A 22,222-nucleotide genomic window follows, 5' to 3' on the forward strand; every position below is an offset into this window, starting at 1 on the left:
GGGCGGCGGTGGCGCGAGGGTAGAATGGACGGGCATGAGCGCCGTCATCCCCTTGCCCGATCCCGTCCCGCCCGCGCCGGCCCGCGACGGCCGTGCCGCCGGCCGCGAGCACGCCAAGCTGGCCAAGCGCCTGCGCCGCCAGGTCGGCCAGGCCATCGCCGACTACGGCATGATCGAGGACGGCGACAAGGTGATGGTGTGCCTGTCCGGCGGCAAGGACAGCTACACGATGCTCGACCTCCTGCTGCAGCTGCAGGCCGCCGCGCCGGTGCGGTTCTCGATCACCGCGGTCAACCTGGACCAGAAGCAGCCGGGCTTCCCGGAGCACGTGCTGCCGGACTACCTGCGCGCGCTCGGCGTGGATTTCCGCGTCATCGAGCAGGACACCTATTCGGTGGTCAGCCGGGTGATCCCGGAAGGCAGGACCCTGTGCTCGTTGTGCTCGCGCCTGCGCCGCGGCGCGCTGTACCGCCATGCCGCCGAGCACGGCTTCACCCGGATCGCCCTGGGTCACCATCGCGACGACATGGTGGCCACCTTCTTCATGAACCTGTTCCACCACGCCCGGCTGTCGGCGATGCCGCCCAAGCTGCTGTCCGACGACGGCCGCCACGTGGTGATCCGTCCGCTGGCCTACGTGCGCGAGGCCGACATCGCCGCCTATGCCGCCGCGCGCCGGTTCCCGATCATCCCGTGCAACCTGTGCGGCAGCCAGGCGAACCTGCAGCGCCGCCAGGTCGGCAACCTGCTGCAGGCGTGGGAGAGGGAATCGCCCGGCCGCATCGAGCAGATCGCCCGCGCGCTGGCCAACGTCCAGCCTTCGCAGCTGGCCGATCCGGCGCTGTTCGACTTCCTCGCGCTGGGCCGCCGCGGCGCCGCGCCAGCGCCCGACGCGCATGCCTGGCTGGCCGGTCAGGCGCATGACGCCGCGCCGGAGCCCTGAGCCCGTGGCCAGGCGTCGGCCGCCGCCGCGGCGCGGGCGGCAAGCGCGGGCGCCTGCCCGCACTGCGCCGCGCGGCCATCCCCCCACGTTACGCATTTCCCCACTTCCGGATTCCGCATGTTCTACCGCAACCTGACCCTGTTCCGCTTTCCCACCGCCGTGGACTTCTCCGCCGTGGACACCTTGCTGCCGGAGGCGCTGCTCAAGCCGGTCGGCCCGCTGGAGATGACCTCGCGCGGCTTCATCTCCCCGTTCGGCCGCGACGAGACCGAGGCGCTCAGCCATCGCCTCGGTGATTTCCTGTGGCTGACCGTGGGCGGGGAGGACAAGATCCTGCCCGGCTCGGTGGTCAACGACCTGCTGGCGCGCAAGCTGGCCGAGATCGAGGAGAAGGAAGGCCGCAAGCCCGGCGGCAAGGCGCGCAAGCGGCTCAAGGACGACCTGGTGCACGAGCTGCTGCCGCGCGCCTTCGTCAAGTCCTCGCGCACCGACGCCATGCTCGACCTGCAGCACGGCTACGTCGCCGTGGACACTTCCAGCCGCAAGAGCGGCGAGAACGTGATGAGCGAGATCCGCGGCCTGCTCGGCAGCTTCCCGGCGCTGCCGCTCAACGCCGAGGTCGCCCCGCGCAGCGTGCTGACCGGCTGGATCGCCGGCGAGCCGCTGCCGGAGGGCCTGTCGCTGGGCGAGGAATGCGAGATGAAGGACCCGATCGAGGGCGGCGCGGTGGTCAAGTGCCAGCACCAGGAGCTGCGCTGCGAGGAGATCGACAAGCACCTGGAGGCCGGCAAGCAGGTCACCAAGCTGGCGCTGAACCTGGACGACCATGTCTCCTTCGTGCTCGGCGAGGACCTGGTGATCCGCAAGCTCAAGTTCCTCGACGGCGCGCTGGACCAGTTGGAGAACACCGACACCGACGGCATGCGCGCCGAGCTGGACGCGCAGTTCGCGTTGATGACCGGCGAGGTGCGGCGCCTGTTCCTGCTGCTCGAACAGGCGCTGAAGCTGAGCAAGGCCGAGTGAGCGGGGCGGCGCCGCGCGACGGCGCCGTGTGAGAAGCTGCCGCCATGTCCGGAGCCTTTCGTCGCCTGTTCGCGCCCCCCGCCGCGGTGATCGAGCGCGACAGCGTGCAGGTGCAGCTCGAGGACGGCGAAGTGGTGGAAGTGCGGCGCGTGCGCGATCCGCGCGCGCGCCGGATCAAGCTCAGCGTGGACGAACGCGGCGCGCGCCTGACCCTGCCGGCGCGGGCCGCCGCCGTCGCCGGCGAGCGCTTCCTGCTCGAGCACCGCCATTGGCTGGCCACCCAGCTGCGCCGCTGCCATGCCGAATCGGCCGGTGCCGCGCTGGTGCCCTGGCAGAGCACGCACCTGCCGCTGCGCGGCCAGGACCTGCCGCTGCACTGGCAGGCCGGCCGCTACGCCGACCTGCAGCTGCACGCCGACGGCGCGCACTTCCTGCTGCCGGCACGCGCCGGCGAGGCCGCGCTGCGGCGCACCCTGCGCGCGTTCTACGAAGCCCAGGCGCGCGCCGACGTCGGCCGCTGGCTGCCCCGGTACCTGCCGGGCCTGCCGCGCGCGCCGCGCGCGGTGCGCTACAAGATCATGTCCTCGCAATGGGGCTCGCTGGCTCCCGACGGCACCATGGCGCTGGACCTGGCCCTGGTGCTGGCGCGGCCGGCGGCCTTCGAGTACGTGCTGGTGCACGAGCTGTGCCACCTGCTCCAGGCCAACCACTCGCCGGCATTCTGGGCCGAGGTGGAAGCGCGCTGCCCGCACTGGCGCGAGGAGCGCGACTGGTTCCACGAGCACGGCCGCCGCATCAAGGCGACCCTGCGCGCGCTGCTGCAGCCGTCCGGCTAGGCGCGCGGCGCGGCGGGCCCGCACCGTCGTGCGCCGCCCGGCTCCCGGGCGTGCCGGCGGAAGGGGATCGCGCCGCGCGGCGACGGTTCGCCGGATACCGGGGGGGCGAAGTGCCGGCCTGCTATCGGGCCGGCGGCGGGGAACCGGCCGCGGCATCCGCCGGCAGCGCCTCGAAGAAGGCGCGGACATGGCCGCCGACCGCGGCCGGATGCTGCAGGTGCAGGTGGTGGATGCCGGGCATCGCCACGCTGCGGCCGTGGCGCAGGCAGGCCAGCCGTTCGCGGCGCTGGGCCTCGGGGAAATAGGGCTGCGCGGGCTCGGCGAACACCGCCAGCACCGGGCAGGCGATCGCCTCCAGCAGCGCGCGCACCTGGTCTTCGCCCAGGCGCACCGGGGTGGGCAGCGTCAGGCGCGGATCGGTGCGCCAGGCCAGCCCGCCATCGACCGTGCGCACGCCGCGCTCGACCAGCAGGCGCGCGTCGGCTTCGTCGAGGTGGTTGGCAAGCATGCGCGCCCGCACCGCGGTGGCCAGGTCGGGGAACACCCGCAGCGGCCGCGCCGCCGCGCGCCGGGCCTGGATCGCTTCGCGCAGGCGCGCGGGCGTGTCGGCGGCCGGGGCGGACAACGGCCCCAGCGCCTCGATCGCCGCCACCGCCTCGATCCGCTCCGGCGCCGCCGCGGCCACCAGGGTGGCGATGCCGGCGCCGAGCGAATGGCCGAGCAGGGTGAAGCGCGGCCAGTCGAGCGCGTCGGCGATGGCCAGCACCGCCAGCACCGCTTCCGTCGGGGTGTATTCCGCGCCCGCCGGCAGGTGCGCGCTGTGGCCGTGGCCGGGCAGGTCGACGGCGACCAGGTCGACCTCGCCCAGGTGCGGGGCCAGCGGCACGAAGCCGGCGGCGTTGTCGAGCCAGCCATGCAGGGCCAGCACCCGGCGCGCGCCGCGGCGGCCGCCGCGCAGGCCGGCGATCCGGCCCGCGGGCAGCTCGAGCGCGAGCTCGTCCAGCCTCATGCGCGCGCGGCGATGCCGGCCAGCGCGCGGGCGTGCGCCGGCGCGTCGTTCAGGCACGGGATGTAGCGCAGCTGCGCACCGCGCTCGCCGACGGTGCGCACGAAGCCGATGCCCACCTCTTCCAGCGTCTCCAGGCAGTCGCAGGCGAAGCCCGGGCAGACCACGTCGATCTGCTTGTGGCCACCCTCGGCCAGCGCCCACAGGGTGGGTTCGGCGTAGGGCTGCAGCCAGCGTTCTTGGCCGAAGCGCGACTGGTAGCCCAGCGACCATTGCCCGGCCTGCAGGCCCAGCGCCGCGGCAATGGCCGTCGCGCTGGCCTGGCAGCGCTGCGGGTACGGGTCGCCACCATCGGCCACGCGCTGCGGCAGGCCGTGGAAGGAGAACATCAGGTGCTCGCCGCGGCCGTGGCGCTGCCACCAGGCGCGGATCGCGCCGGCGACCGCCTCGACCCAGGCCGCGTCGTCGGCGTAGTCGTAGACCACCTCGACCATGGCCTGCGGGTGGCGACGATGCCAGGCGCGGACCACGTCCTCCACCGAGGCGGTGGTGGTGGTCGAGTACTGCGGGTACAGCGGCAGCACCACGATGCGGCGCGCGCCGCCGGCCAGCAGTGCGTCCAGGGCCGGGGCCAGCGCCGGGGCGCCGTAGCGCATCGCCGCGCGCACGGTCCAGTGCGGCAGCTCCGCCTGCAGGCGCCGGGCCAGGGCGTCGGTGTGCACCGCCAGCGGCGAGCCGCCGTCCAGCCACACCTGCGCGTACTTGTGCGCCGAGCGCGGGCCGCGCAGCGGCAGGATCAGGCCATGCAGCAGCGGCTTCCACAGCCAGCGCGGCAGCGAGACCACGCGGCGGTCGCTGAGGAATTCGGCCAGGTAGCGACGCACCGCCGGCGCGGTGGGCGCCTCGGGCGTGCCTAGGTTGACCGCCAGCAGGGCGGTATCGGGAGCGTCGGGCATGGCGGCATTGTCGCAGAGCACCGCCGCCTTGCCATGCACGGCGTGGCGATCGCGGCGATCGGCGCTGGCATCGGGCGCCACATACCGGCACGATTCAGCTGCTTGCGGTACCTTCTTGCCGATCGACCTTGGGAGTCTTCACCACATGCGCCTGTCGCCGCGTCTCGCCCTGTCGCTCGCCCTTGCCGCCGTCGCCGGCCACGCCGTGGCCGGCCCGCAGGAGGACGAGCGCGCCCGCAATGCCACCCGCGTGCTCAGCGAGATCCAGTCGATCCCCGAGCAGGCGATCCCCGACAAGCTGCTCGACGAGGGCCGCGCGGTGGTGGTGATCCCCGACACGCTCAAGGCCGGGCTGGTGATCGGCGGGCGCCGCGGCCACGGCCTGATGTCGATCAAGAACGCCGACGGCAGCTGGTCCAACCCGGTGTTCGTCAAGCTCACCGGGGCCAGCATCGGCTTCCAGGCCGGGGTGCAGTCCTCCGACGTGGTGCTGGTGTTCCGCAACGACCGCAGCCTGGACAACATCGTCAACGGCAAGTTCACCCTGGGCGCCGACGCCGGGGTGGCGGCCGGCCCGGTCGGGCGCCAGGCCGCCGCGGCCACCGACGGCCAGCTCAAGGCCGAGATCTGGTCGTGGTCGCGCGCGCGCGGGCTGTTCGCCGGCGTCGCCCTGGACGGGGCCGCGCTGCAGATCGACGACGAGGCCGACATGGCCGTGTACGGCGACGACGTCACCCCGCGCATGATCTTCGAGGGGCGGCTGAAGACGCCCCCGTCCAGCGACGTGGTCGGCTTCCGCGACCGCCTCGAGGAATCCACCTATGCCGCGCGGCAGAACCGCGGCACCGCCGGCGCGGCGCCCGCCCCGCGTCCGGCCGCGCCGGCCGGCCCCGCGCCCGCCGCGCCGGCGCCCGCCGAGGCCACCGCGGTGCCGATGGGCCAGGCGCCGGCGCAGTCGCAGCAGGGCTTCCAGCCGGTCAGCGACGACAGCGTGCGCACCGAAGTGCTGGACGACGGCAAGCCCTGAATCGCCGCGCAGCCGGCGCACGAAAACGGGCAACGCCCGGCGCCGGCTGCGGTATCCTCGGCGTTCCGACTCTCCATCCATCGAGAACGCTTATGGGCGGTTTTAGCATCTGGCACTGGCTGATCGTGCTGGCCATCGTGCTGCTGATCTTCGGCACCAAGCGCCTGACCGGCGGCATGAAGGACCTGGGCAGCGCCGTCAAGGAATTCAAGAAGGGCATGCACGAGGACGACAAGCCGGCCGGCCAGCTGGGCGATGCCTCGCGCGATGCCCAGCCGCAGGCGCGCGAGTCCACCCCGGCCGACCACGAGCGCGATCCGCGCTGATCCGGGGCGGGCGTGTTCGACATCGGCTTCAGCGAGCTGCTGGTCATCGCCGTGGTGGCCCTGGTGGTGCTCGGTCCCGAGCGCCTGCCCAAGGCGGCGCGGTTCGCCGGCCTGTGGGTGCGCCGCGCGCGCGCGCAGTGGGATTCGGTGAAGCAGGAGCTGGAGCGCGAACTGCAGGCCGAGGAGCTCAAGCGCGAGCTGGAGGAGGCCCGCGCCTCGCTGCAGCAGGTGGAGACCAAGCTGCAGGAGGGCCACCGCCAGTTGCGCGATGAAGGCCAGGCGCTGGCCCACAGCGTGCGCGAGGGGATCGAGCCGGAAGCGGAAGCGCCGGTCCCGCCGGCCGCCGCTGGTCCTGCGGCCACCGTGCCTGCCGCCGCCACGACGCCGCCGGTCGGCGAGGCCGCCCCGCCACCGGCCCACGCGCCCGCCGCGCAGGAGCACCGGTGAGCGTGATCGACGGCAACCCCGACGGTGAAGGCAGCCTGATCGAGCACCTGGTGGAACTGCGCGCGCGCCTGGTGCGTGCGCTGGCCGGGCTGCTGGTGGTGCTGGTGGTGCTGCTGCCGTTTTCCAAGAAGATCTACGCGTGGCTGGCCGGGCCGCTGATCTCGCAGCTGCCCGCCGGGCAGACGATGATCGCGGTCAATCCCGCCGGCGCCTTCTTCGCGCCGCTCAAGCTGACCTTCTTCGCCGCCCTGTTCATCTCGGTGCCGTGGCTGCTCTACCAGATTTGGGCCTTCGTCGCGCCCGGGCTGTACGCGCGCGAGAAGCGCATGGCGCTGCCGCTGCTGGTTTCGGCGGTGCTGCTGTTCTACGTCGGCTGCGCCTTCGCCTACTTCCTGGTGCTGCCGTCGGTCTTCCATTTCCTGACCACGTTCAAGCCGGACGTGATCGCGATCACCCCGGACGCGGCCTCGTACCTGGACTTCGTCATGGTGATCTTCTTCGCCTTCGGTTCCAGCTTCGAGCTGCCGGTGGCGCTGGTGATCCTGACCCTGCTCGGCTGGGTGACCCCGGCCCAGCTCCGGGAAGGACGCGGCTACGCGGTCGTGGGCATCTTCATCCTGGCGGCGGTGATCACCCCGCCGGACGTGGTCTCGCAGCTGATGCTGGCCATCCCGATGTGCCTGCTCTACGAGCTGGGCATCCACGCCGCGCGCTGGCTGCTGCCGCGCCAGGCCGGGAGCGGCGCGGCAGCCGGCGGCAAGTAGCGCCGGGTTTGCCGCGCCGGCCGCCTGGGCATCTTCATCCTGGCGGCGGTGATCACCCTGCCGGACGTGGTCTCGCAACTGATGGCCGTCTCGATGTGCCTGCTCTACGAGCTGGGCATCCACGCCGCGCGCTGGCTGCTGCCGCACCGGGCCGGGACCGGCGCGGCAAGTAGTGCCGGGTTTGCCGCGCGGGGCTGCCGCGCCGGTTGCCTGGGCATCTTCATCCTGGCTGAGGTGATCACTCCGCCGGACATGGTCTCGCAGCTGATGCGGGCCATCCCGATGTGCCTGCTCTACGAGCTGGGCATCCACGCCGTGCGCTGGCTGCTGCCGCGCCAGGCCGGGACCGGCGCGGCAAGTAGTGCCGGGTTTGCCGCGCGGGGGCTGCCGCGCCGGTTGCCTGGGCATCTTCATCCTGGCGGAGGTGATCACACCGCCGGACATGGTCTCGCAACTGATGGCCGTCCCGATGTGCCTGCTCTACGAGCTGGGCATCCACGCCGTGCGCTGGCTACTTGCCGCGCCAGGCCGGGACCGGCGCGGCGGCCAGCGGCAAGTAGCGCCGGGCTTGCCGCGCGGGGCTGCCGCGCCGGCGGGGGCGATCCCGCGGGGGGCGCGGTCCGGCGGCCACGGACCTGCGCACGCGATGCCGGCCCGGGCCCCTGCCCGGAGGCTCCGGACCCGCCTGCGCCTGCGCGGGGAGAGGGCGTGGCCGGAAGCGGTGCGCCGCTTCCGGTTCGGGATCTCAGGCGGCGATGACGCCGTCCCGGGGCGTGTCGCCGCCGGGCACCGCGGCCGCGGCCGGGCCGACCATCTGCTTCCAGGCGGTGTAGACCGCGCCGGCGAACACCGGCATGGTCACCGCGGTCATCAGCAACTGCGCGATCCACATGCCGGCCACCTGGCCGCCGACCAGGGTGAACACCATGGCCACCAGCATCACCGCGAAGTAGATCGCCATCATCGCGATCACCGCCAGCACCAGGAACACCAGCATCGCCGGCAGGTTGTGCAGGCAGGCGTTGAGGCTGTGGCGCAGCGCACGCCAGCCGCCCATGCGCTGGAACATCACCTGCGGCGGCATCACGAACATCGCCAGCGAGATCGCCGCCAGGGTGACCACGCACAGCAGCAGCCACAGCAGGATGCGCCCGGCCGGCAGTTCCGCGACCAGCGCCTCGATCACCGCCGGGTCGGGTTGCTGGCCGGACTGGCTGATCTCGTTCATGCGCACCATCACCTCGCCGAGCTGGTGCAGGCCGGTGGTGCCCAGCAACAGCAGCAGCAGCGCGCCCAGGATCAGGCCCGCCACCACCTGCGGCAGCAGGGTTACCAGCAGGTGCGGCGCGCGGCCTTCCTGCACGCCTTCCAGCAGGTGCGCCGACCGCGCCGCGCGGCCCTGGTCGACCTCGCGCACCGCCCACAGCAGCCCGCCCATGAACAGCGGGCCGGCGACCACCACCAGCAACTGCAGCACCGTGCCCAGCGCCGGCACCAGCAGCGACAGGGACATCACCACCGAGACGACCACGCCCCAGATCAGGCCCAGCCCGCCCAGCCCCAGCGGCGCGCGCTTGAGCAGCGAAAAGCCTGCGATCAGCCATTCCGCGCCGGCCGAGGCCGGCACCTTGTGTATCTCGCTCATCGGTTCCCCGGGCCGGAGGCCCTTGCCTGGAAGTGGTGCGGAGGACGCCGCCGGTGTCCCGGCGCCGGGCGATTATCGCCGTTTTCCCCGGTCCTGTCCGGCGGCCGGCTGCAGGTCGCGGGCGTGGCGCACGAAGCGGCGCAGCAGGCGCCGGGCCAGCGGCGCGGCGGTGACCTCGCGGGCGATGGTGCGCGCGCAGCGGCCCTCGCGCTGCAGGCAGTCGGCGCGGGCGCTGACGTAGCCGCGGATGTGGTGGGTGGCGAACTCGGGATGGAACTGCACGCCCCAGGCGGATTCGCCCCAGCGGAAGGCATGGCACTGGTCCTGCAGCGAGTGGGCCAGCACGGTGGCGCCGTCGGGCGCGCGCAGCACCGTCTGCATGTGGGTGGCGTGGGCCGGGAAGCGCTGCGGCATCCCCGAGAACAACGGGTCCTCGAACGCCGGCGGCTCCAGTTCCAGCTCGATCGTGCCCGACTCGCGCCCGGCCGGGTTGTAGTCCACCTGGCCGCCGAGCGCGTGCGCCAGCAACTGGTGGCCGTAGCAGATGCCCAGCAGTGGGGTGCCGGCATGGGCGGCCTCGCGCAGCCAGGCGGCCGAGCGCTCGCTCCAGTCGGCGCGGTCGGTGACGTAGGCGGCCGAGCCGGTGACGATCACCCCGGCGTAGTGCTGGCGCGGCGGCAGCGCCTCGCCGGCTTCGACGTTGACCGATACCGCCTCGGCCGGCTCCAGGCCGGCGGCCACGCGGATCCAGTGGGGGAAGCGGCCATAGCGCTTCACCTGCGGCAGGGGTTGCCCGGTTTCCAGGATCAGGAACGGGGAAGGGTTCATTCCAGCGACGGCAGCACCGACAGGACTTCCTCGATTGTAGTCAGCCCGGCGGCCACCTTTTCAAGGCCGGTGCGGCGCAGCGTGCGCATGCCCTCGGCGCGCGCGGCCCGGGTGAAGGCGGCCAGATCCATGGCCGGCTGGACCATCGCGCGCAGCCGCGGACCCAGTGGCAGCAGCTCGTACAGGCCGATGCGGCCCAGGTAGCCGGTGCGCCGGCACTCCAGGCAACCCACTGGTGCATAGGGCGTGGGGTTATCAGGCAATGCCTCATCGTCATCACCCAGCTGCGCCCAGTCGGCCTGGCCGAGCACGTGCGGGCGCTTGCAATGGGGGCACAGCGTACGCACCAGGCGCTGGGCCAGCACCCCGGTCAGGGTGCTGGCCACCAGATAGTGGGGCACGCCCAGGTCGAGCAGGCGGGTGATCGCCGAGGGCGCATCGTTGGTGTGCAGGGTGGACAGCACCAGGTGGCCGGTGAGCGAGGCCTGCACCGCCATCTGCGCGGTCTCCAGGTCGCGGATCTCGCCGATCATGATGATGTCCGGGTCCTGGCGCAGCAGGGTGCGCACGCCGGTGGCGAAGTCCAGGTCGATGTTGTGCTGGACCTGCATCTGGTTCAGCTCCGGGGCGATCATCTCGATCGGGTCCTCGACCGTGCACACGTTCACGTCCGGCGTGGCCAGGCGCTTGAGCGTGGAATACAGCGTGGTGGTCTTGCCCGAGCCGGTCGGGCCGGTGACCAGCACGATGCCGTCCGGGCGTTCCACCAGCGCGTTCCAGCCGGCGGCCTCCTCGGGGCTGAAGCCGAGCTGGTCGATGCCCTTGAACGCGGTGTCCGGGTCGAAGATGCGCATCACGCACTTCTCGCCGAAGGCGATGGGCATGGTCGACAGGCGCATCTCCACCTCGCGCCCGCCCGGCGAGCGGGTCTTGATGCGCCCGTCCTGCGGCCGGCGGCGCTCGGCCAGGTCCATGCGCCCGAGCACCTTGATGCGGCTGACGATGGCGGTCATCACCGCCGACGGCACCTCGAACACCTTGTGCAGCACCCCGTCGATGCGGAAGCGCACGCGCCCGGACCCGCGCCGCGGCTCCAGGTGGATGTCCGAGGCGCGCTGCTCGTAGGCGTACTGCAGCAGCCAGTCGACGATGTGGACGATGTGGTGGTCGTCGGCGTTGACGTCGCCGGTGCGGCCCAGTTCCACCAGCTGCTCGAAGCTGGGCAGGCCGCTGCCCTGGGTCACCTGGCCGTCGCGCGCGCCGCGCACCGAGCGGGTGACGCCGAAGAACTCCATCGTGTACCGGCCCAGGTCCAGCGGGCTGACCATCGCCACCTCCACGCGCCGGCGCGTGAGGTGCTGCAGGTCGGCGCGCCAGTCCAGCGCCAGCGGCTCGCTGGTGGCCACCAGCACGCGCTCGGCGTCCACCGCCAGCGGCAGGATGCGGTGGCGGCGCGCATAGGCCTGGGAGACGATGGCGGTGACCGCGGCCACGTCCACCCGGGTCGGGTCGATGCGCAGGTAGCGCACCCCGACGCGGGTGGCCAGCCACTCGGTCAGCCGCTCCAGGCCCAGCTCGCCGGCCGGCGGCTGGCCGGCCCGGAGCTTGAGGTTGGACAGCAGCACCAGCGGGTGGACCTCGCCGGCCCCGCGCGCCGCCCCGGCGCTGCCGTGCAGCCCGGCGGAGGTGGCGATGCGCTCGGCGTCGGCGGCCAGCACCATGCCGTCGGCCAGCAGCGCGGCGGCGATCTGGGCGTAGTGCAGCCGGCCCGGCGGCAACGGCGCCGCCACTGCCGCGGTGGAATTGGCCTGGCCCTGGTGCATTCGTCCGTTCGCCCCGCGCGGGGCTCCCCGCAAAACCGGTCGTTATACTAGCCCACCCCATCGCAACGGCCGTGCCGCATGTCCGCCACCGCTTCGCGGGTCCTGACCTTCCAGGACCTGATCCTGACCCTCAACCAGTACTGGGCCCGGCAGGGCTGCGTGTTGATCCAGCCGCTGGACCTGGAGGTCGGCGCGGGCACCTTCCACCCGGCCACGTTCCTGCGCGCGCTCGGCCCGGAGCCGTGGGCCGCCGCCTACGTGCAGCCCTCGCGCCGCCCCACCGACGGCCGCTACGGCGACAACCCCAACCGCCTGCAGCGCTACTACCAGTACCAGGTGGCGATGAAGCCCAACCCGGACAACCTGCAGGAGCTGTACCTGGGCTCGCTGCAGGCACTGGGGATCGATCCGCTGGTGCACGACCTGCGCTTCGTCGAGGACAACTGGGAATCGCCTACGCTCGGCGCCTGGGGCCTGGGCTGGGAGGTGTGGCTCAACGGCATGGAGGTGACCCAGTTCACCTACTTCCAGCAGGCCGGCGGGCTGGAGTGCAAGCCGGTGCTCGGCGAGGTGACCTACGGCCTGGAGCGGCTGTGCATGTACCTGCAGGAATGCGACAACGTCTACGACCTGGTATGGACCTACGGTCCGGACGGCACGCCGGTGAGCTACGGCGACGTCTACCACCAGAACGAGGTCGAGCAGAGCGCCTACAACTTCGAATACGCCAACGTGCCCGAGCTGCTGCACTGGTTCGACGTGTGCGAGGCCGAGGCGATGAAGCTGGTCGAGGCGGGTCTGCCGCTGCCGGCCTACGAGCAGGTCACCAAGGCCAGCCACAGCTTCAACCTGCTCGACGCGCGCCGCGCCATCTCGGTGACCGAGCGCCAGCGCTACATCCTGCGCGTGCGCGCGATGGCGCAGGCAGTGGCCAAGGCCTACTTCGCCCAGCGCGAGAAGCTGGGCTTCCCCGGACTGAAAGATCCCGCAAGGCGCGCCGCACTCGGCCTCCCCGCGCTGGACGCGAAGGAGAACGCGTGATGTCGAACGAGAACGTGCGCATGCAGCCGCTGCTGGTCGAGCTGGGCACCGAGGAACTGCCGGTCAAGGCACTGCCGGGCCTGGCGCGGGCCTTCTTCGAGGGCATCGTGGCCGGGCTGGAGAAGCGCGGCATCGCCGTCGAGCATGGCGACGCCAGGCCGCTGTCCACGCCGCGCCGGCTGGCGGTGCTGCTGCCGGGGGTGGGCGTGGAACAGCCCGAGCAGGCCGTCGAGGTGCTCGGTCCCTACGTGAACATCGCCCTGGACGACGCTGGCCAGCCCACGCGCGCGCTGGCCGGCTTCGCCGCCAAGGCCGGCGTGGACTGGACCGCGCTGGAGCGTACCCGCGACGCCCGCGGCGAGCGCTTCGTGCACCGCTCGCTCAAGCCGGGCGTGCGCACCGAGCTGCTGCTGGCCGAGGTGGTGGCCGAGGCGATCGCGGCGATGCCGATCCCCAAGCCGATGCGCTGGGGCGACCACGACTACGCCTTCGCCCGCCCGGTGCACTGGCTGGTGCTGCTGTTCGGCGACCAGGTGGTGCCGGCCGGGCTGCTCGGCGTCCAGGCCGGGCGCGACAGCCGCGGCCACCGCTTCATGCACCCGCAGGCGGTGACCCTGGCCGCGCCGGGCGACTACGTCGCCGCGCTGGAGGCCGCCTTCGTGCTGGTCGACCCGCAGGCGCGCCGCGCGCGCATCGTGCGCGAGGTGCAGGACGCGGCCGCGCGGGCCGGCGGCACCGCGCGCATCACCGAGGACAACCTCGGCCAGGTCGTGGACCTGGTGGAGTGGCCGGTCGGCGTGCTGTGCGGCTTCGAGCCGGACTTCCTGGCGGTGCCGCAGGAAGCGCTGATCGAGACCATGGAGATCAACCAGAAGTTCTTCCCGGTGCTGGACGAGGCCAACCGCCTGACCGAGCACTTCGTCGGCATCGCCAACATCGACTCGCGCGACCCGGCGCAGGTGCGGCGCGGCTACGAGCGGGTGATCCGCCCGCGCTTCGCCGACGCGCGCTTCTTCTTCGACGAGGACCTCAAGCAGGGCCTGGCGGCGATGGGCGAGGGCCTGGCCAGCGTGACCTACCAGGCCAGGCTGGGCAGCGTGGCCGACAAGGTCGCGCGGGTGAAGGCACTGGCCGAGGCGATCGCGCCGCAGGTCGGCGCCGACGTGGCGCTGGCGGTGCGCGCGGCGGAACTGGCCAAGAACGACCTGCAGTCGCGCATGGTCAACGAGTTCCCCGAGCTGCAGGGCATCGCCGGGCGCCACTATGCGGCCGCCGCGGGCGAGCCGGCCGAGGTCGCGCTGGCGATCGACGAGGCCTACCGGCCGCGCTTCGCCGGCGACGACATCGCCGACTCGGCCACCGGCAAGGTGCTGGCGATCGCCGAGCGCCTGGACACGCTGGCCGGCGGCTTCGCCGCGGGGCTGAAGCCGACCGGCAACAAGGATCCGTTCGCGCTGCGCCGCGCCGCGCTGGGGCTGGCGCGCACGATCATCGAGTCGGGCTTCGAGCTGGACCTGGAAGCGGCACTGGCGCAGGCCAACCAGGGCCTGGCCGGCAGGAAGGTCCAGGCGGACGTGGCCGACCTTTACGAGTTCATCCTCGATCGCCTGAAGGGCTACTACGCCGACAAGGGCGTGCCGGCCACGCACTTCAACGCGGTGGCCGAGGCGATGAAGGAGCAGGGCCTGCACTCGCTGTACGACTTCGACCGGCGCCTGGACGCGATCGGCACCTTCGCCCAGCTGCCCGAGGCGGCGGCGCTGGCGGCGGCCAACAAGCGCATCCGCAACATCCTGCGCAAGGCCGACGGCGCGATCCCCGGCCAGGTCGATCCGGCGCTGCTGGTCGAACCGGCCGAGGCCGAGCTGGCCGAGTCGGTGGAGGCGGCCATCACCGAGACCGGCGCGGCGCTGGCGCGGCGCGACTATGTCGAGGCGCTGGCCTACCTGGCGCGGCTGCGGCCGCAGGTGGATGCGTTCTTCGAGCAGGTGCTGGTCAACGCCGACGACGCGGCGGTGCGCGGCAACCGCCTGGCCCTGCTCAAGCGCCTGGGCGACCGCCTCGGCGCGGTGGCGGCGATCGACCAGCTTTCGGCCTGATCCGCGGACCCGCCGTGGTTGCCACGGCGGGTCCGGCGCGGTGCCGCGGCCGCCGTGTCGTTGGCGGTTTCACGTGCCGCACCGTTATCCTGACCCGCATGCGTGCTTTCCCGATCGCCCTCGCCCTCGTGCTGAGCCTGTGTGCCGGCGTCGCCCATGCCCGTGCCACCATCGACAAGGTGCGGATCGAAGGGCTCGATTCGGACGATGACGCGGCCATCATCGAGAACATCGAGGTGTCGCTGTCGCTGTACGACGCGGTGGGCAAGCCCCAGGGCGAATCGCGCCTGGAGTACATGCTCAGCCAGGCGCAGCGCCAGACCGCGCAGGCGCTGGAGCCGTTCGGCTACTACAACCCCACCGTCACCGTGGAGGCGCCACGCAGCGACGACCACCTCACCGTGGTGGTGCACGTGGACAAGGGCGAGCCGGTGCGGGTGCGCAACTCGCACATCACCATGGAAGGCTGGGCCACCGAGGACAGCTACATCCAGGACGACCTGAAGGCGTTCAAGCCCGCCGTCGGCGAGACCTTCGACCACGCCACCTACGAGGCCAGCAAGGTCACCATCACCCGCCGCCTGGCCGAGCGCGGCTACTTCGACGCCGATTTCACCCAGCGCAAGGTGGAGATCACCCGCGCCGAGCATGCCGCCGACATCGACCTGGGCTGGGACAGCGGCCGGCGCTACGACATGGGCCCGGTGCGCTTCGACTACGACTACTTCCGGCCGGGCCTGTTCGATCCGCTGGTGTACTGGGACGAGGGCAGCTACTACCACGAGGGCAAGCTGGACCGGCTGCGCGAGTCGCTGACCAAGCTCGACTACTTCGGCGCGATCGACATCCAGCCCAAGCCCGACGAGGCCGACGACCAGGGCCGGGTGCCGATCGACGTCAAGCTGACCCGCGCCAAGCGCAGCATCTACACCGCCGGCCTGAGCTACGGCAGCGAGAGCGGGCCCGGCGTGCGCGGCGGCGTGGAGCGGCGCTACATCAACACGCGCGGGCACAAGGTCGACACCCAGCTCGACTACGCCGACAAGCGCAAGAGCCTGACCACCAGCTACCGCATCCCCGCGTTCCTGTGGCTGGACGGCTGGTACACCTTCGCCGCGCGCGCCTACGACGAGCAGACCAAGTACATCGACCTGCGCAACTTCAAGCTGGTGGCCAGCCGCAGCGGCCAGATCAACGACCACTGGACCGCGGTGGCCTCGCTCAACGCGCTGCGCGAGCGCTGGCGCTATGCCCACAACGACGTCTACGGCAGCCAGTACAGCACCGCCACGCTGGTCTACCCGCAGCTGTCGGCCAACTACGCGGCGGTGGACGACCGCATGTTCCCGCGCCACGGCATCGCCGCCGACATGACCCTGCGCGGCGGCACCAAGGGCGTCGGCTCGGATGCCAGCTTCCTGCAGGTGCAGGGCACGCTGCGCTGGTTCCTGGCCGCCGGCGATAACGGCCGGCTGATCCTGCGCGGCGAGGCCGGCACCACCCTGACCGGCGACCTGGTGTCGCTGCCGCCGAGCCTGCGGTTCTTCGCCGGCGGCGACAACAGCGTGCGCGGCTACGCCTTCCGCGAGGTCGGCCCGCGTACCGCGCCGCCCGAACGCTACGCCGAGGGCGCCAAGCACGTGTTCACCGGCAGCGTGGAATACGAGCACTACTTCAAGGGCGGGCCGCTGGGCGCGGCGGTGTTCGTCGACAGCGGCAGCGCCTTCGACGACCGTCCCGACTGGCAGACCGGCGTGGGCTTCGGCATCCGCTACAAGTCGCCGGTGGGGCCGGTGCGCGTGGACATCGGCCACGGCCTGAACCATCCGGACTCGCAGTTCCAGCTGTACATCAACATCGGAGCGAACCTGTGAGCGCGCCCGTCCCCCCCGTCGCCCGGCGCGCGCGCTTCTACCGGCGCCGCGGCTTCTGGATCGGTTCGGGCCTGGCGGTGCTGGGCGCGGTGCTGCTGGTGCTGGTGCTGCTGTACTGGCTGCTGCAGACCGTGGCCGGGCGCGACGTGCTGCTGGCGCAGGTGGTCGCGCGCCTGCCGGCGGGCTCGGTGTTCACCTGGGAGCAGGCCGACGGCCCGCTGGCCGGGCCGCTGACCCTGCGCGGGGTGGAATTCCGCTACGACAAGATCCACTTCACCGCCCGCCGCGTGCTGCTGGACCCGGACATCCGCCCGCTGCTGGGACGCAAGCTGCGCGTGGACCGGCTGGAGCTGGAAGGCGCCACCCTGGACGTGCCCAAGAGCGAGGAGCCGTTCACCCTGCCGACCTGGCCGGGATCGCTGCCGCAGATCAGCGTGCCGCTGGCGATCCAGGCCGACACCGTCGTCGTGGACGACGTGAAGGTCAGCCAGGCCGGCAAGCCGGTGATCGCCATCGCGCGGCTGCGCGGCGGCGTCGAGCTGGCCGACGGCGAGCTGCACGCCAAGGGCGTGGACGCGCAGACCGACCTGGGCCACTTCCAGGTCCACGGCGATTACCTGCCGCGGCGCAACTATCGCGCCGACCTGACCGCCACCGCGGTGCTGCCGGCGCCGCGCGGCACCAGCCCGGCCCGCTTCGGCCTGGTCGCCCGCGGCGACCTGGACCGGATGGAGGTGGCCGTGGCCGGGCGCGCGCCGCAGCCGCTCAAGGCCACCCTCGGCCTGGTCGGCGGCGACACGCCGACGTGGACCTTCAAGGCCGCCACCGAGGCGCTGGACCCGACGCTGCTGATCCCCGGCAGCACGCTGGCCCCCGTCGCGCTGGACCTGCAGGCCAGCGGCACCGGCGGCGACGCCCAGCTGCACGGGCGGGTGAGCCAGGGCGGGACCGAGCTGGTGCTCGATCCCTCGCGCATCGCCATCCGCGACCAGGTGCTGACGGTGGCGCCGCTGCAGCTGCGCGCCTTCGACGGCCAGGCCAGCCTGCGCGGCGAGGCCGACTTCAGCGACCCGGAGAACACCCGTTTCCAGTTCGCGATCAACGCCGACGGCCTGCGCTTCGCCGCCCGTCCGGACCCGGCCACGCCGCAGCAGGCCCCGGTGCCGGTGGTCGTGCACGACGCGCGCCTGGGCGTGGCAGGCCGCCTCGACGCCTGGGCCGCGGTCGGCCACGCCGCCGTGGAGCGCGAGCAGGAACAGGCCAAGCTCGAATTCGACGTGCGCGGCAATGGCGAGGGCGCGCGCATCCACGCGCTGCGCGCGGACATGCCCGGCGGCTCGCTGCAGGCCAGCGGCCAGGTGGCCTGGTCGCCGGTGCTGGACTGGGACCTGGCCGCCGACCTGGACCGCTTCGACCCCGGCTATTTCGCGCCGGGCTGGGACGGGCGCCTGTCCGGCCACCTGGCCTCGCGCGGGCAGCAGCAGCCGGCCGCCGCCGACGGCACGCCCGGCGGCTACGTGGCCCAGGTGGCGTTGCCGCGCCTGGCCGGCCAGCTGCGCGGGCGCCGCCTCGACGCCCACGGCGATTTCGCCTGGAAGGTGGACCAGGGCGAAGGTGCGCTGGAGCTGGCGCTGGGCGGCAGCCGCGCCAGCGTCAAGGGCAGTGTCGGCGCGCGCCTGGACCTGGCCGCGCACCTGCGGCCGCTGGACCTGGCCGACCTGCTGCCGGGCGCGTCCGGCAGCCTGCGCGGCGACATACAGGTGCGCGGTGCGCAGGACGCGCCGGAGCTGATCGCCGACCTGGCCGGCAGCGGCCTGGCCTGGAACGACTGGAAGGCCGGGCAGCTGTCGCTGCGCGGGCGTCTGCCGTGGCGCGGCAGCGGCGGCGCGCTGGAGCTGGCCGGCAGCGACATCGTCGCCGGCACCGCGATCAGCCACGTGGACGTGCAGGCGCACGGTGCGGTGGAGGACCTGCGCCTGCAGGGCCGCGTCGCCGCCGACCTGGGCTCGGTGGCCCTGTCCGCGCAGCTGCGCCGCCAGGGCACGCGCTGGCAGGGCGAGGTGGCGAGCCTGGACCTGGCGCCATCCAAGGGCGCGGCCTGGGCGCTGCGCGCGCCGGGGCGCTTCGTCCTCGACGGCGACCGTTTCAGCCTCACCGACACCTGCCTGGGCGCGGCCACCGGCGGGGCGCTGTGCGCCAGCGCCGACTGGCCGGCCAAGGGCGTCGTCGTGCGCGGCGACGCCCTGGCCGGCCAGTCGGCGCTGGCGCACAGCGCCCCGCCGGTGGCCGCGCCCAGGCAGGTGTCGGTGAGGCTGAAACGGTCGCCGTCGAGGACGAAGCGCCCCGGCGCGCGCAGCGCCCAGGCCGCGCCCTTGGATGGCGCCAGGTCCAGGCTCGCCACCTCGCCCTGCCAGCGCGTGCCCTGGCGCAGCCGTGGCTGGCCAGCAGCGACGGCCGCCAGATCTACCTGCGCGGCGAGCTGACCCTGGACGGCGAGCTGCGCCCGGCCGGCAGCGCCTACACCGGCCACCTGCGCGCGGCGTCGATGGAAGGCGGCGTGCGCATGGGCGACAACACCCGCGGCGAGGTGGTGCGCTACGACCACTTCAGCCTGGATGCCCAGCTCGACCCGCGGCACATCCACGGCAAGCTCGGCGTCGGCTTCCAGGGCAATGGTTTCGTCGACGCCACCGTCGACACTGGTTGGGATGCTGCCGCGCCGCTGACCGGCCAGCTGTACATGAACAGCTCGCGGCTGTACTGGCTGGAGCTGTTCTCGCCAGACCTGGTGCGCCCGCAGGGCCTGATCGAGGGCCACGTCAGCCTGGCCGGCACGCGCGCGCAGCCGCGCCTGGGCGGCGAGGCCACGCTGAGCGGCTTCACCGGCGACTTCCCGTCGCTGGGCCTGACCGTGACCGACGGCAAGGCGCGGCTGCTGGCGCAGCCGGATGGCTCGGCGCGCATCGACGGCTCGCTCAAGTCCGGCGAGGGTACGCTGAACATCGACGGCGGCCTGTCCTGGTACGGGCAGGCCACGCCGCTGCAGCTGAACATCACCGGCCAGAACGTGCTGGTATCCAACACCACCGAGCTGCGCGCGGTGGCCAACCCGGACCTGCAGTTCGGCATCGTCGAGCGCACCATGCGCCTGCGCGGCAAGGTCACCGTGCCGGAGGCGGACATCGACCTGGAGCGCCTGGACCGCGGCACCTCGGTGTCCCCGGACGTGGTGGTGCTCGACCCGGCCAACCCGCAGGAGGAGCCGTCCTCGCCGCTGGACATGGACCTGGCGGTGGCGCTGGGCAAGGACGTCAAGCTCACCGGCTTCGGCCTGAAGGGCGGGCTGACCGGGCAGATCCAGGTGCGCTCGCGCCCGGGCTACGAGACCACCGCCACCGGCAACCTGGACGTGAGCGGGCGCTACAAGGCCTACGGCCAGGACCTGACCATCACCCGCGGCCAGCTGACCTGGAGCAACAACATCGTCTCCGACCCGCGCATCAACATGCGTGCCGAGCGCCAGATCGCCGACGTCACCGCCGGCATCGACGTCACCGGCCGGGCGATGGCGCCGCATGCCAGCGTCTGGTCCAACCCGAGCATGTCCCAGTCCGAGGCGATGTCCTACCTGGTGCTGGGGCGCAGCCTGTCCAGCGCCTCGGACAGCGAGTCCGAACAGGTCAGCGCGGCCTCGGCGGCGCTGTCGGCCGGCAGCGGCCTGCTCGCCTCGGAGATCGGCGCCAAGCTCGGCCTGGACGAGGCCGGGGTGAGCCAGTCGCGCTCGGTGGGCTCGGTGGTCGGCTTCGGCAAGTACCTCACCCCCAAGCTGTACGTCGGCTACGGCGTATCGCTGGTGGGCTCCGGTTCGGTGCTGACGCTGAAGTACCTGCTCAGCCGCGGCTTCGACATCGAGGTGGAATCGAGCTCGGTGGAGAACCGCGGCTCGATCAACTGGCGCCGCGAGAAATAGGCCGGACGGCCGCCGGCTCAGGCCGGCGGCAGGTCGCGCGCCGGCACCGGCCGGCCCAGCAGCCAGCCCTGTCCCAGTGCCTCCGGGGCCAGGCGCAGCACGTGCGCGGCCTGCGGTTCGTGCTCGATGCCCTCCACCACCAGGGCGACGTCCAGCCGCCGCGCCAGCTCGCACAGCGGGGCGAAGATCTGCTCCATCGGCGCGCCGGTACCCAGCGCGCCGGTGAACATGCGATCGATCTTGATCGCGTCCACCGGCAGGTCGGCCAGGTAGGCCAGCGAGGAATAGCCGGTGCCGAAGTCGTCGATGTAGAAGCGGTAGCCGCGCGCGCGCAGGCGCCGGATCGCCGCCGCCAGTGCGCCGTGGCCGGCGGTGGAGCGCTCGGTGATCTCCAGCACCAGGCGCGGCGGGAGCACGCCGTGGCGCGCGGCCTGCTCGTCCAGGAAGCGGTGGAAGCCCTCGTCGAGCACGTCCGCGGCGGTCAGGTTGACGCTGACGTAGAAGCCGCTGTCGTCGCGCAGGCGCGGGCCCAGCTCCGCCAGCGCCCGCTGCACGATCCGACGCGACAGCCGCCCGGCCAGGCCCATCCGCTCGGCCAGCGGCACGAACACCTCCGGGGCGACCGCGTGGCCGTCCTCGTCGTGCCAGCGCGACAGCGCCTCCACGCCGACCAGGCGCCGGTCGCCGAGCCGGCGCAGCGGCTGGTAGCGCAACTCGAGCGCGCCGCCGGCATCGGCCAATGCGCGGCGCAGTTGCCGCGGCAGGGAATGCCGGCGCCGGTGCCAGGCCGCCAGGCCGAGGCCGACGCCGGCACCGGCCAGCGCGCCGATCAGCGCCAGGGTGATGGCCAGCAGCGGGGCGAAGGCCAGGGCCAGCGGCCTACGGATGCTCGCTGCCACGCACAGGTCGTGGCGGTCGCTGCACAGGTGCAGGTGCTCGGCACCGGGCAGGTCGTGCCAGTGCGTGCGCGCGGCGGTGTCGGCGAAGCGGTGGTAGACGTGGCGGCCGTCGCGCGTCAGCAGCGTGGCCGCCAGGCCCGCACCCGGATGGGCGAAGTCCTCGAACACCAGCGGCGCGGTGCTGACCAGGGCCGCGCCCGAGGCGGTCAGGTCGGTGACGATGCGCGGATCGTCGCCGATGTTGACCACCGATTTCCAGATGCGCCGGCCGGCGGCCGCGTGGTCCGGCGGCGGCAGCGGCCACGGCTGTGCCAGCCGCCCCCACATCGCGGTGCATGCCAGCGCGCCGTCGCGCAGCCGCCCGACGTCGCGCAGGTAGCGGGCCTGGTAGAGGCGGAACCGCAGTTCGTCCAGATCGGCCGGCGAGCAGGCCGGCTGGCCCGGGCGCTGCAGCTGCCGCAGGGTGCGCTGCTCCTCGCCGGACACGGCGTCGGCGCGTGCCAGCAGGCGCTGTGCGTAGTCCTGCAGGCGCGCCTGCTGGCGGTGGTCGAGCATCCACTGCGCCCAGGCCAGCGCGGCGAGGATGCCGGCCAGCACCAGTGCCGGCAACACGAAACGGGCGCGGCACCGGCGAGCTTGATCGTTGTACATGGGGAGAGGGCTTTCGGCGCGACGGGGGGGAATACGGCAGGGGCCGCGCGCCGGGCGGAACGCG

At 72.9% G+C, this 22,222-nt stretch carries 16 protein-coding genes and 3 pseudogenes; 13 read left to right on the forward strand and 6 right to left on the reverse strand.

Going from position 1 to position 22,222, the window contains the following annotated elements:
• Positions 1-34 precede the first annotated feature (34 nt).
• The 3 genes from ttcA (at position 35) to BN3794_RS01890 (ending at position 2,802) form a co-directional block, all read left to right on the forward strand.
• Positions 35-943 carry a tRNA 2-thiocytidine(32) synthetase TtcA gene (gene ttcA, locus BN3794_RS01880; protein ID WP_066092522.1) on the forward strand — a complete coding sequence of 303 codons (909 nt, stop codon included), beginning with the start codon at positions 35-37 and terminating at the stop codon, positions 941-943.
• Between the two features lie 117 nt (positions 944-1,060).
• Complete coding sequence (locus tag BN3794_RS01885) at positions 1,061-1,966, forward strand: recombination-associated protein RdgC (RefSeq protein ID WP_066092525.1); 906 nt, start codon at positions 1,061-1,063, stop codon at positions 1,964-1,966.
• A gap of 44 nt (positions 1,967-2,010) precedes the next feature.
• Positions 2,011-2,802 carry a YgjP family zinc-dependent metalloprotease gene (locus BN3794_RS01890; protein WP_066092531.1) on the forward strand — a complete coding sequence of 264 codons (792 nt, stop codon included), beginning with the start codon at positions 2,011-2,013 and terminating at the stop codon, positions 2,800-2,802.
• A gap of 121 nt (positions 2,803-2,923) precedes the next feature.
• Here BN3794_RS01890 and BN3794_RS01895 read toward each other — a convergent pair whose 3' ends face one another.
• Both BN3794_RS01895 and hemH read right to left on the reverse strand, forming a co-directional pair.
• Complete coding sequence (locus BN3794_RS01895; protein WP_066092533.1) at positions 2,924-3,811, reverse strand: alpha/beta fold hydrolase; 888 nt, start codon at positions 3,809-3,811, stop codon at positions 2,924-2,926.
• The gene (gene hemH / locus BN3794_RS01900; RefSeq protein ID WP_066093263.1) at positions 3,808-4,764 is read right to left on the reverse strand and encodes a ferrochelatase; all 957 of its coding nucleotides are present in this window, start codon (positions 4,762-4,764) and stop codon (positions 3,808-3,810) included. The genes BN3794_RS01895 and hemH overlap by 4 nt, the downstream gene beginning before the upstream one ends.
• 145 nt (positions 4,765-4,909) lie before the next feature.
• Here hemH and BN3794_RS01905 point away from each other — a divergent pair, with 145 nt between their 5' ends.
• The 6 genes and pseudogenes from BN3794_RS01905 to BN3794_RS16205 form a co-directional block, all read left to right on the forward strand.
• Positions 4,910-5,791, forward strand: a complete 882-nt coding sequence (locus BN3794_RS01905; RefSeq protein WP_066092536.1) for a lipid-binding SYLF domain-containing protein — start codon at positions 4,910-4,912, stop codon at positions 5,789-5,791.
• Positions 5,792-5,883: 92 nt separating this feature from the next.
• Positions 5,884-6,117, forward strand: a complete 234-nt coding sequence (gene tatA, locus BN3794_RS01910; protein ID WP_066092539.1) for a Sec-independent protein translocase subunit TatA — start codon at positions 5,884-5,886, stop codon at positions 6,115-6,117.
• Positions 6,118-6,129: 12 nt separating this feature from the next.
• Positions 6,130-6,564, forward strand: coding sequence for a Sec-independent protein translocase protein TatB (tatB, locus tag BN3794_RS01915; protein ID WP_066092541.1), 435 nt, complete (start codon positions 6,130-6,132; stop codon positions 6,562-6,564).
• Positions 6,565-6,566: 2 nt separating this feature from the next.
• Positions 6,567-7,328 (forward strand): twin-arginine translocase subunit TatC, encoded by a 762-nt coding sequence (tatC, locus tag BN3794_RS01920; protein ID WP_425476686.1) that lies wholly within the window; start codon positions 6,567-6,569, stop codon positions 7,326-7,328.
• Between the two features lie 210 nt (positions 7,329-7,538).
• A pseudogene (locus tag BN3794_RS16200) lies at positions 7,539-7,670 on the forward strand (twin-arginine translocase subunit TatC); the annotation flags it as partial.
• Positions 7,671-7,728: 58 nt separating this feature from the next.
• Positions 7,729-7,854 (forward strand): annotated as a pseudogene (locus tag BN3794_RS16205) (twin-arginine translocase subunit TatC); the annotation flags it as partial.
• A 219-nt stretch (positions 7,855-8,073) separates the two neighbouring features.
• On the opposite strand, the gene BN3794_RS01925 reads toward BN3794_RS16205, so the two are convergent.
• From BN3794_RS01925 to BN3794_RS01935, 3 genes are all read right to left on the reverse strand, one after another.
• A complete protein-coding gene (locus BN3794_RS01925) occupies positions 8,074-8,973 on the reverse strand; it encodes a BPSS1780 family membrane protein (protein WP_066092547.1) in 900 nt (299 codons plus the stop codon).
• A gap of 72 nt (positions 8,974-9,045) precedes the next feature.
• Positions 9,046-9,801, reverse strand: a complete 756-nt coding sequence (locus tag BN3794_RS01930) for a glutamine amidotransferase (RefSeq protein ID WP_066092550.1) — start codon at positions 9,799-9,801, stop codon at positions 9,046-9,048.
• Positions 9,798-11,624 carry a GspE/PulE family protein gene (locus BN3794_RS01935; protein ID WP_066092553.1) on the reverse strand — a complete coding sequence of 609 codons (1,827 nt, stop codon included), beginning with the start codon at positions 11,622-11,624 and terminating at the stop codon, positions 9,798-9,800. The genes BN3794_RS01930 and BN3794_RS01935 overlap by 4 nt, the downstream gene beginning before the upstream one ends.
• A gap of 78 nt (positions 11,625-11,702) precedes the next feature.
• On the opposite strand from BN3794_RS01935, the gene glyQ reads away from it, so the two are divergent.
• The 4 genes and pseudogenes from glyQ (at position 11,703) to BN3794_RS17020 (ending at position 20,608) form a co-directional block, all read left to right on the forward strand.
• Positions 11,703-12,665, forward strand: a complete 963-nt coding sequence (glyQ, locus tag BN3794_RS01940) for a glycine--tRNA ligase subunit alpha (protein WP_066092556.1) — start codon at positions 11,703-11,705, stop codon at positions 12,663-12,665.
• 20 nt (positions 12,666-12,685) lie between these two features.
• Complete coding sequence (gene glyS / locus BN3794_RS01945; RefSeq protein ID WP_425476687.1) at positions 12,686-14,764, forward strand: glycine--tRNA ligase subunit beta; 2,079 nt, start codon at positions 12,686-12,688, stop codon at positions 14,762-14,764.
• A 98-nt stretch (positions 14,765-14,862) separates the two neighbouring features.
• The gene (locus tag BN3794_RS01950; protein WP_066092563.1) at positions 14,863-16,638 is read left to right on the forward strand and encodes an autotransporter assembly complex protein TamA; all 1,776 of its coding nucleotides are present in this window, start codon (positions 14,863-14,865) and stop codon (positions 16,636-16,638) included.
• Positions 16,635-20,608 (forward strand): annotated as a pseudogene (locus BN3794_RS17020) (translocation/assembly module TamB domain-containing protein). Before BN3794_RS01950 ends, BN3794_RS17020 begins: the two are co-directional and overlap by 4 nt.
• Positions 20,609-20,625: 17 nt before the next feature.
• Here the strand turns inward: BN3794_RS17020 and BN3794_RS01965 are convergent.
• Positions 20,626-22,158: an EAL domain-containing protein gene (locus tag BN3794_RS01965; RefSeq protein ID WP_066092568.1), complete on the reverse strand. Its 1,533-nt coding sequence runs from the start codon at positions 22,156-22,158 to the stop codon at positions 20,626-20,628.
• Between the last annotated feature and the right edge of the window lie 64 nt (positions 22,159-22,222).

Source organism: Xanthomonas massiliensis (genome assembly GCF_900018785.1).
Lineage (GTDB): Bacteria > Pseudomonadota > Gammaproteobacteria > Xanthomonadales > Xanthomonadaceae > Xanthomonas_B > Xanthomonas_B massiliensis.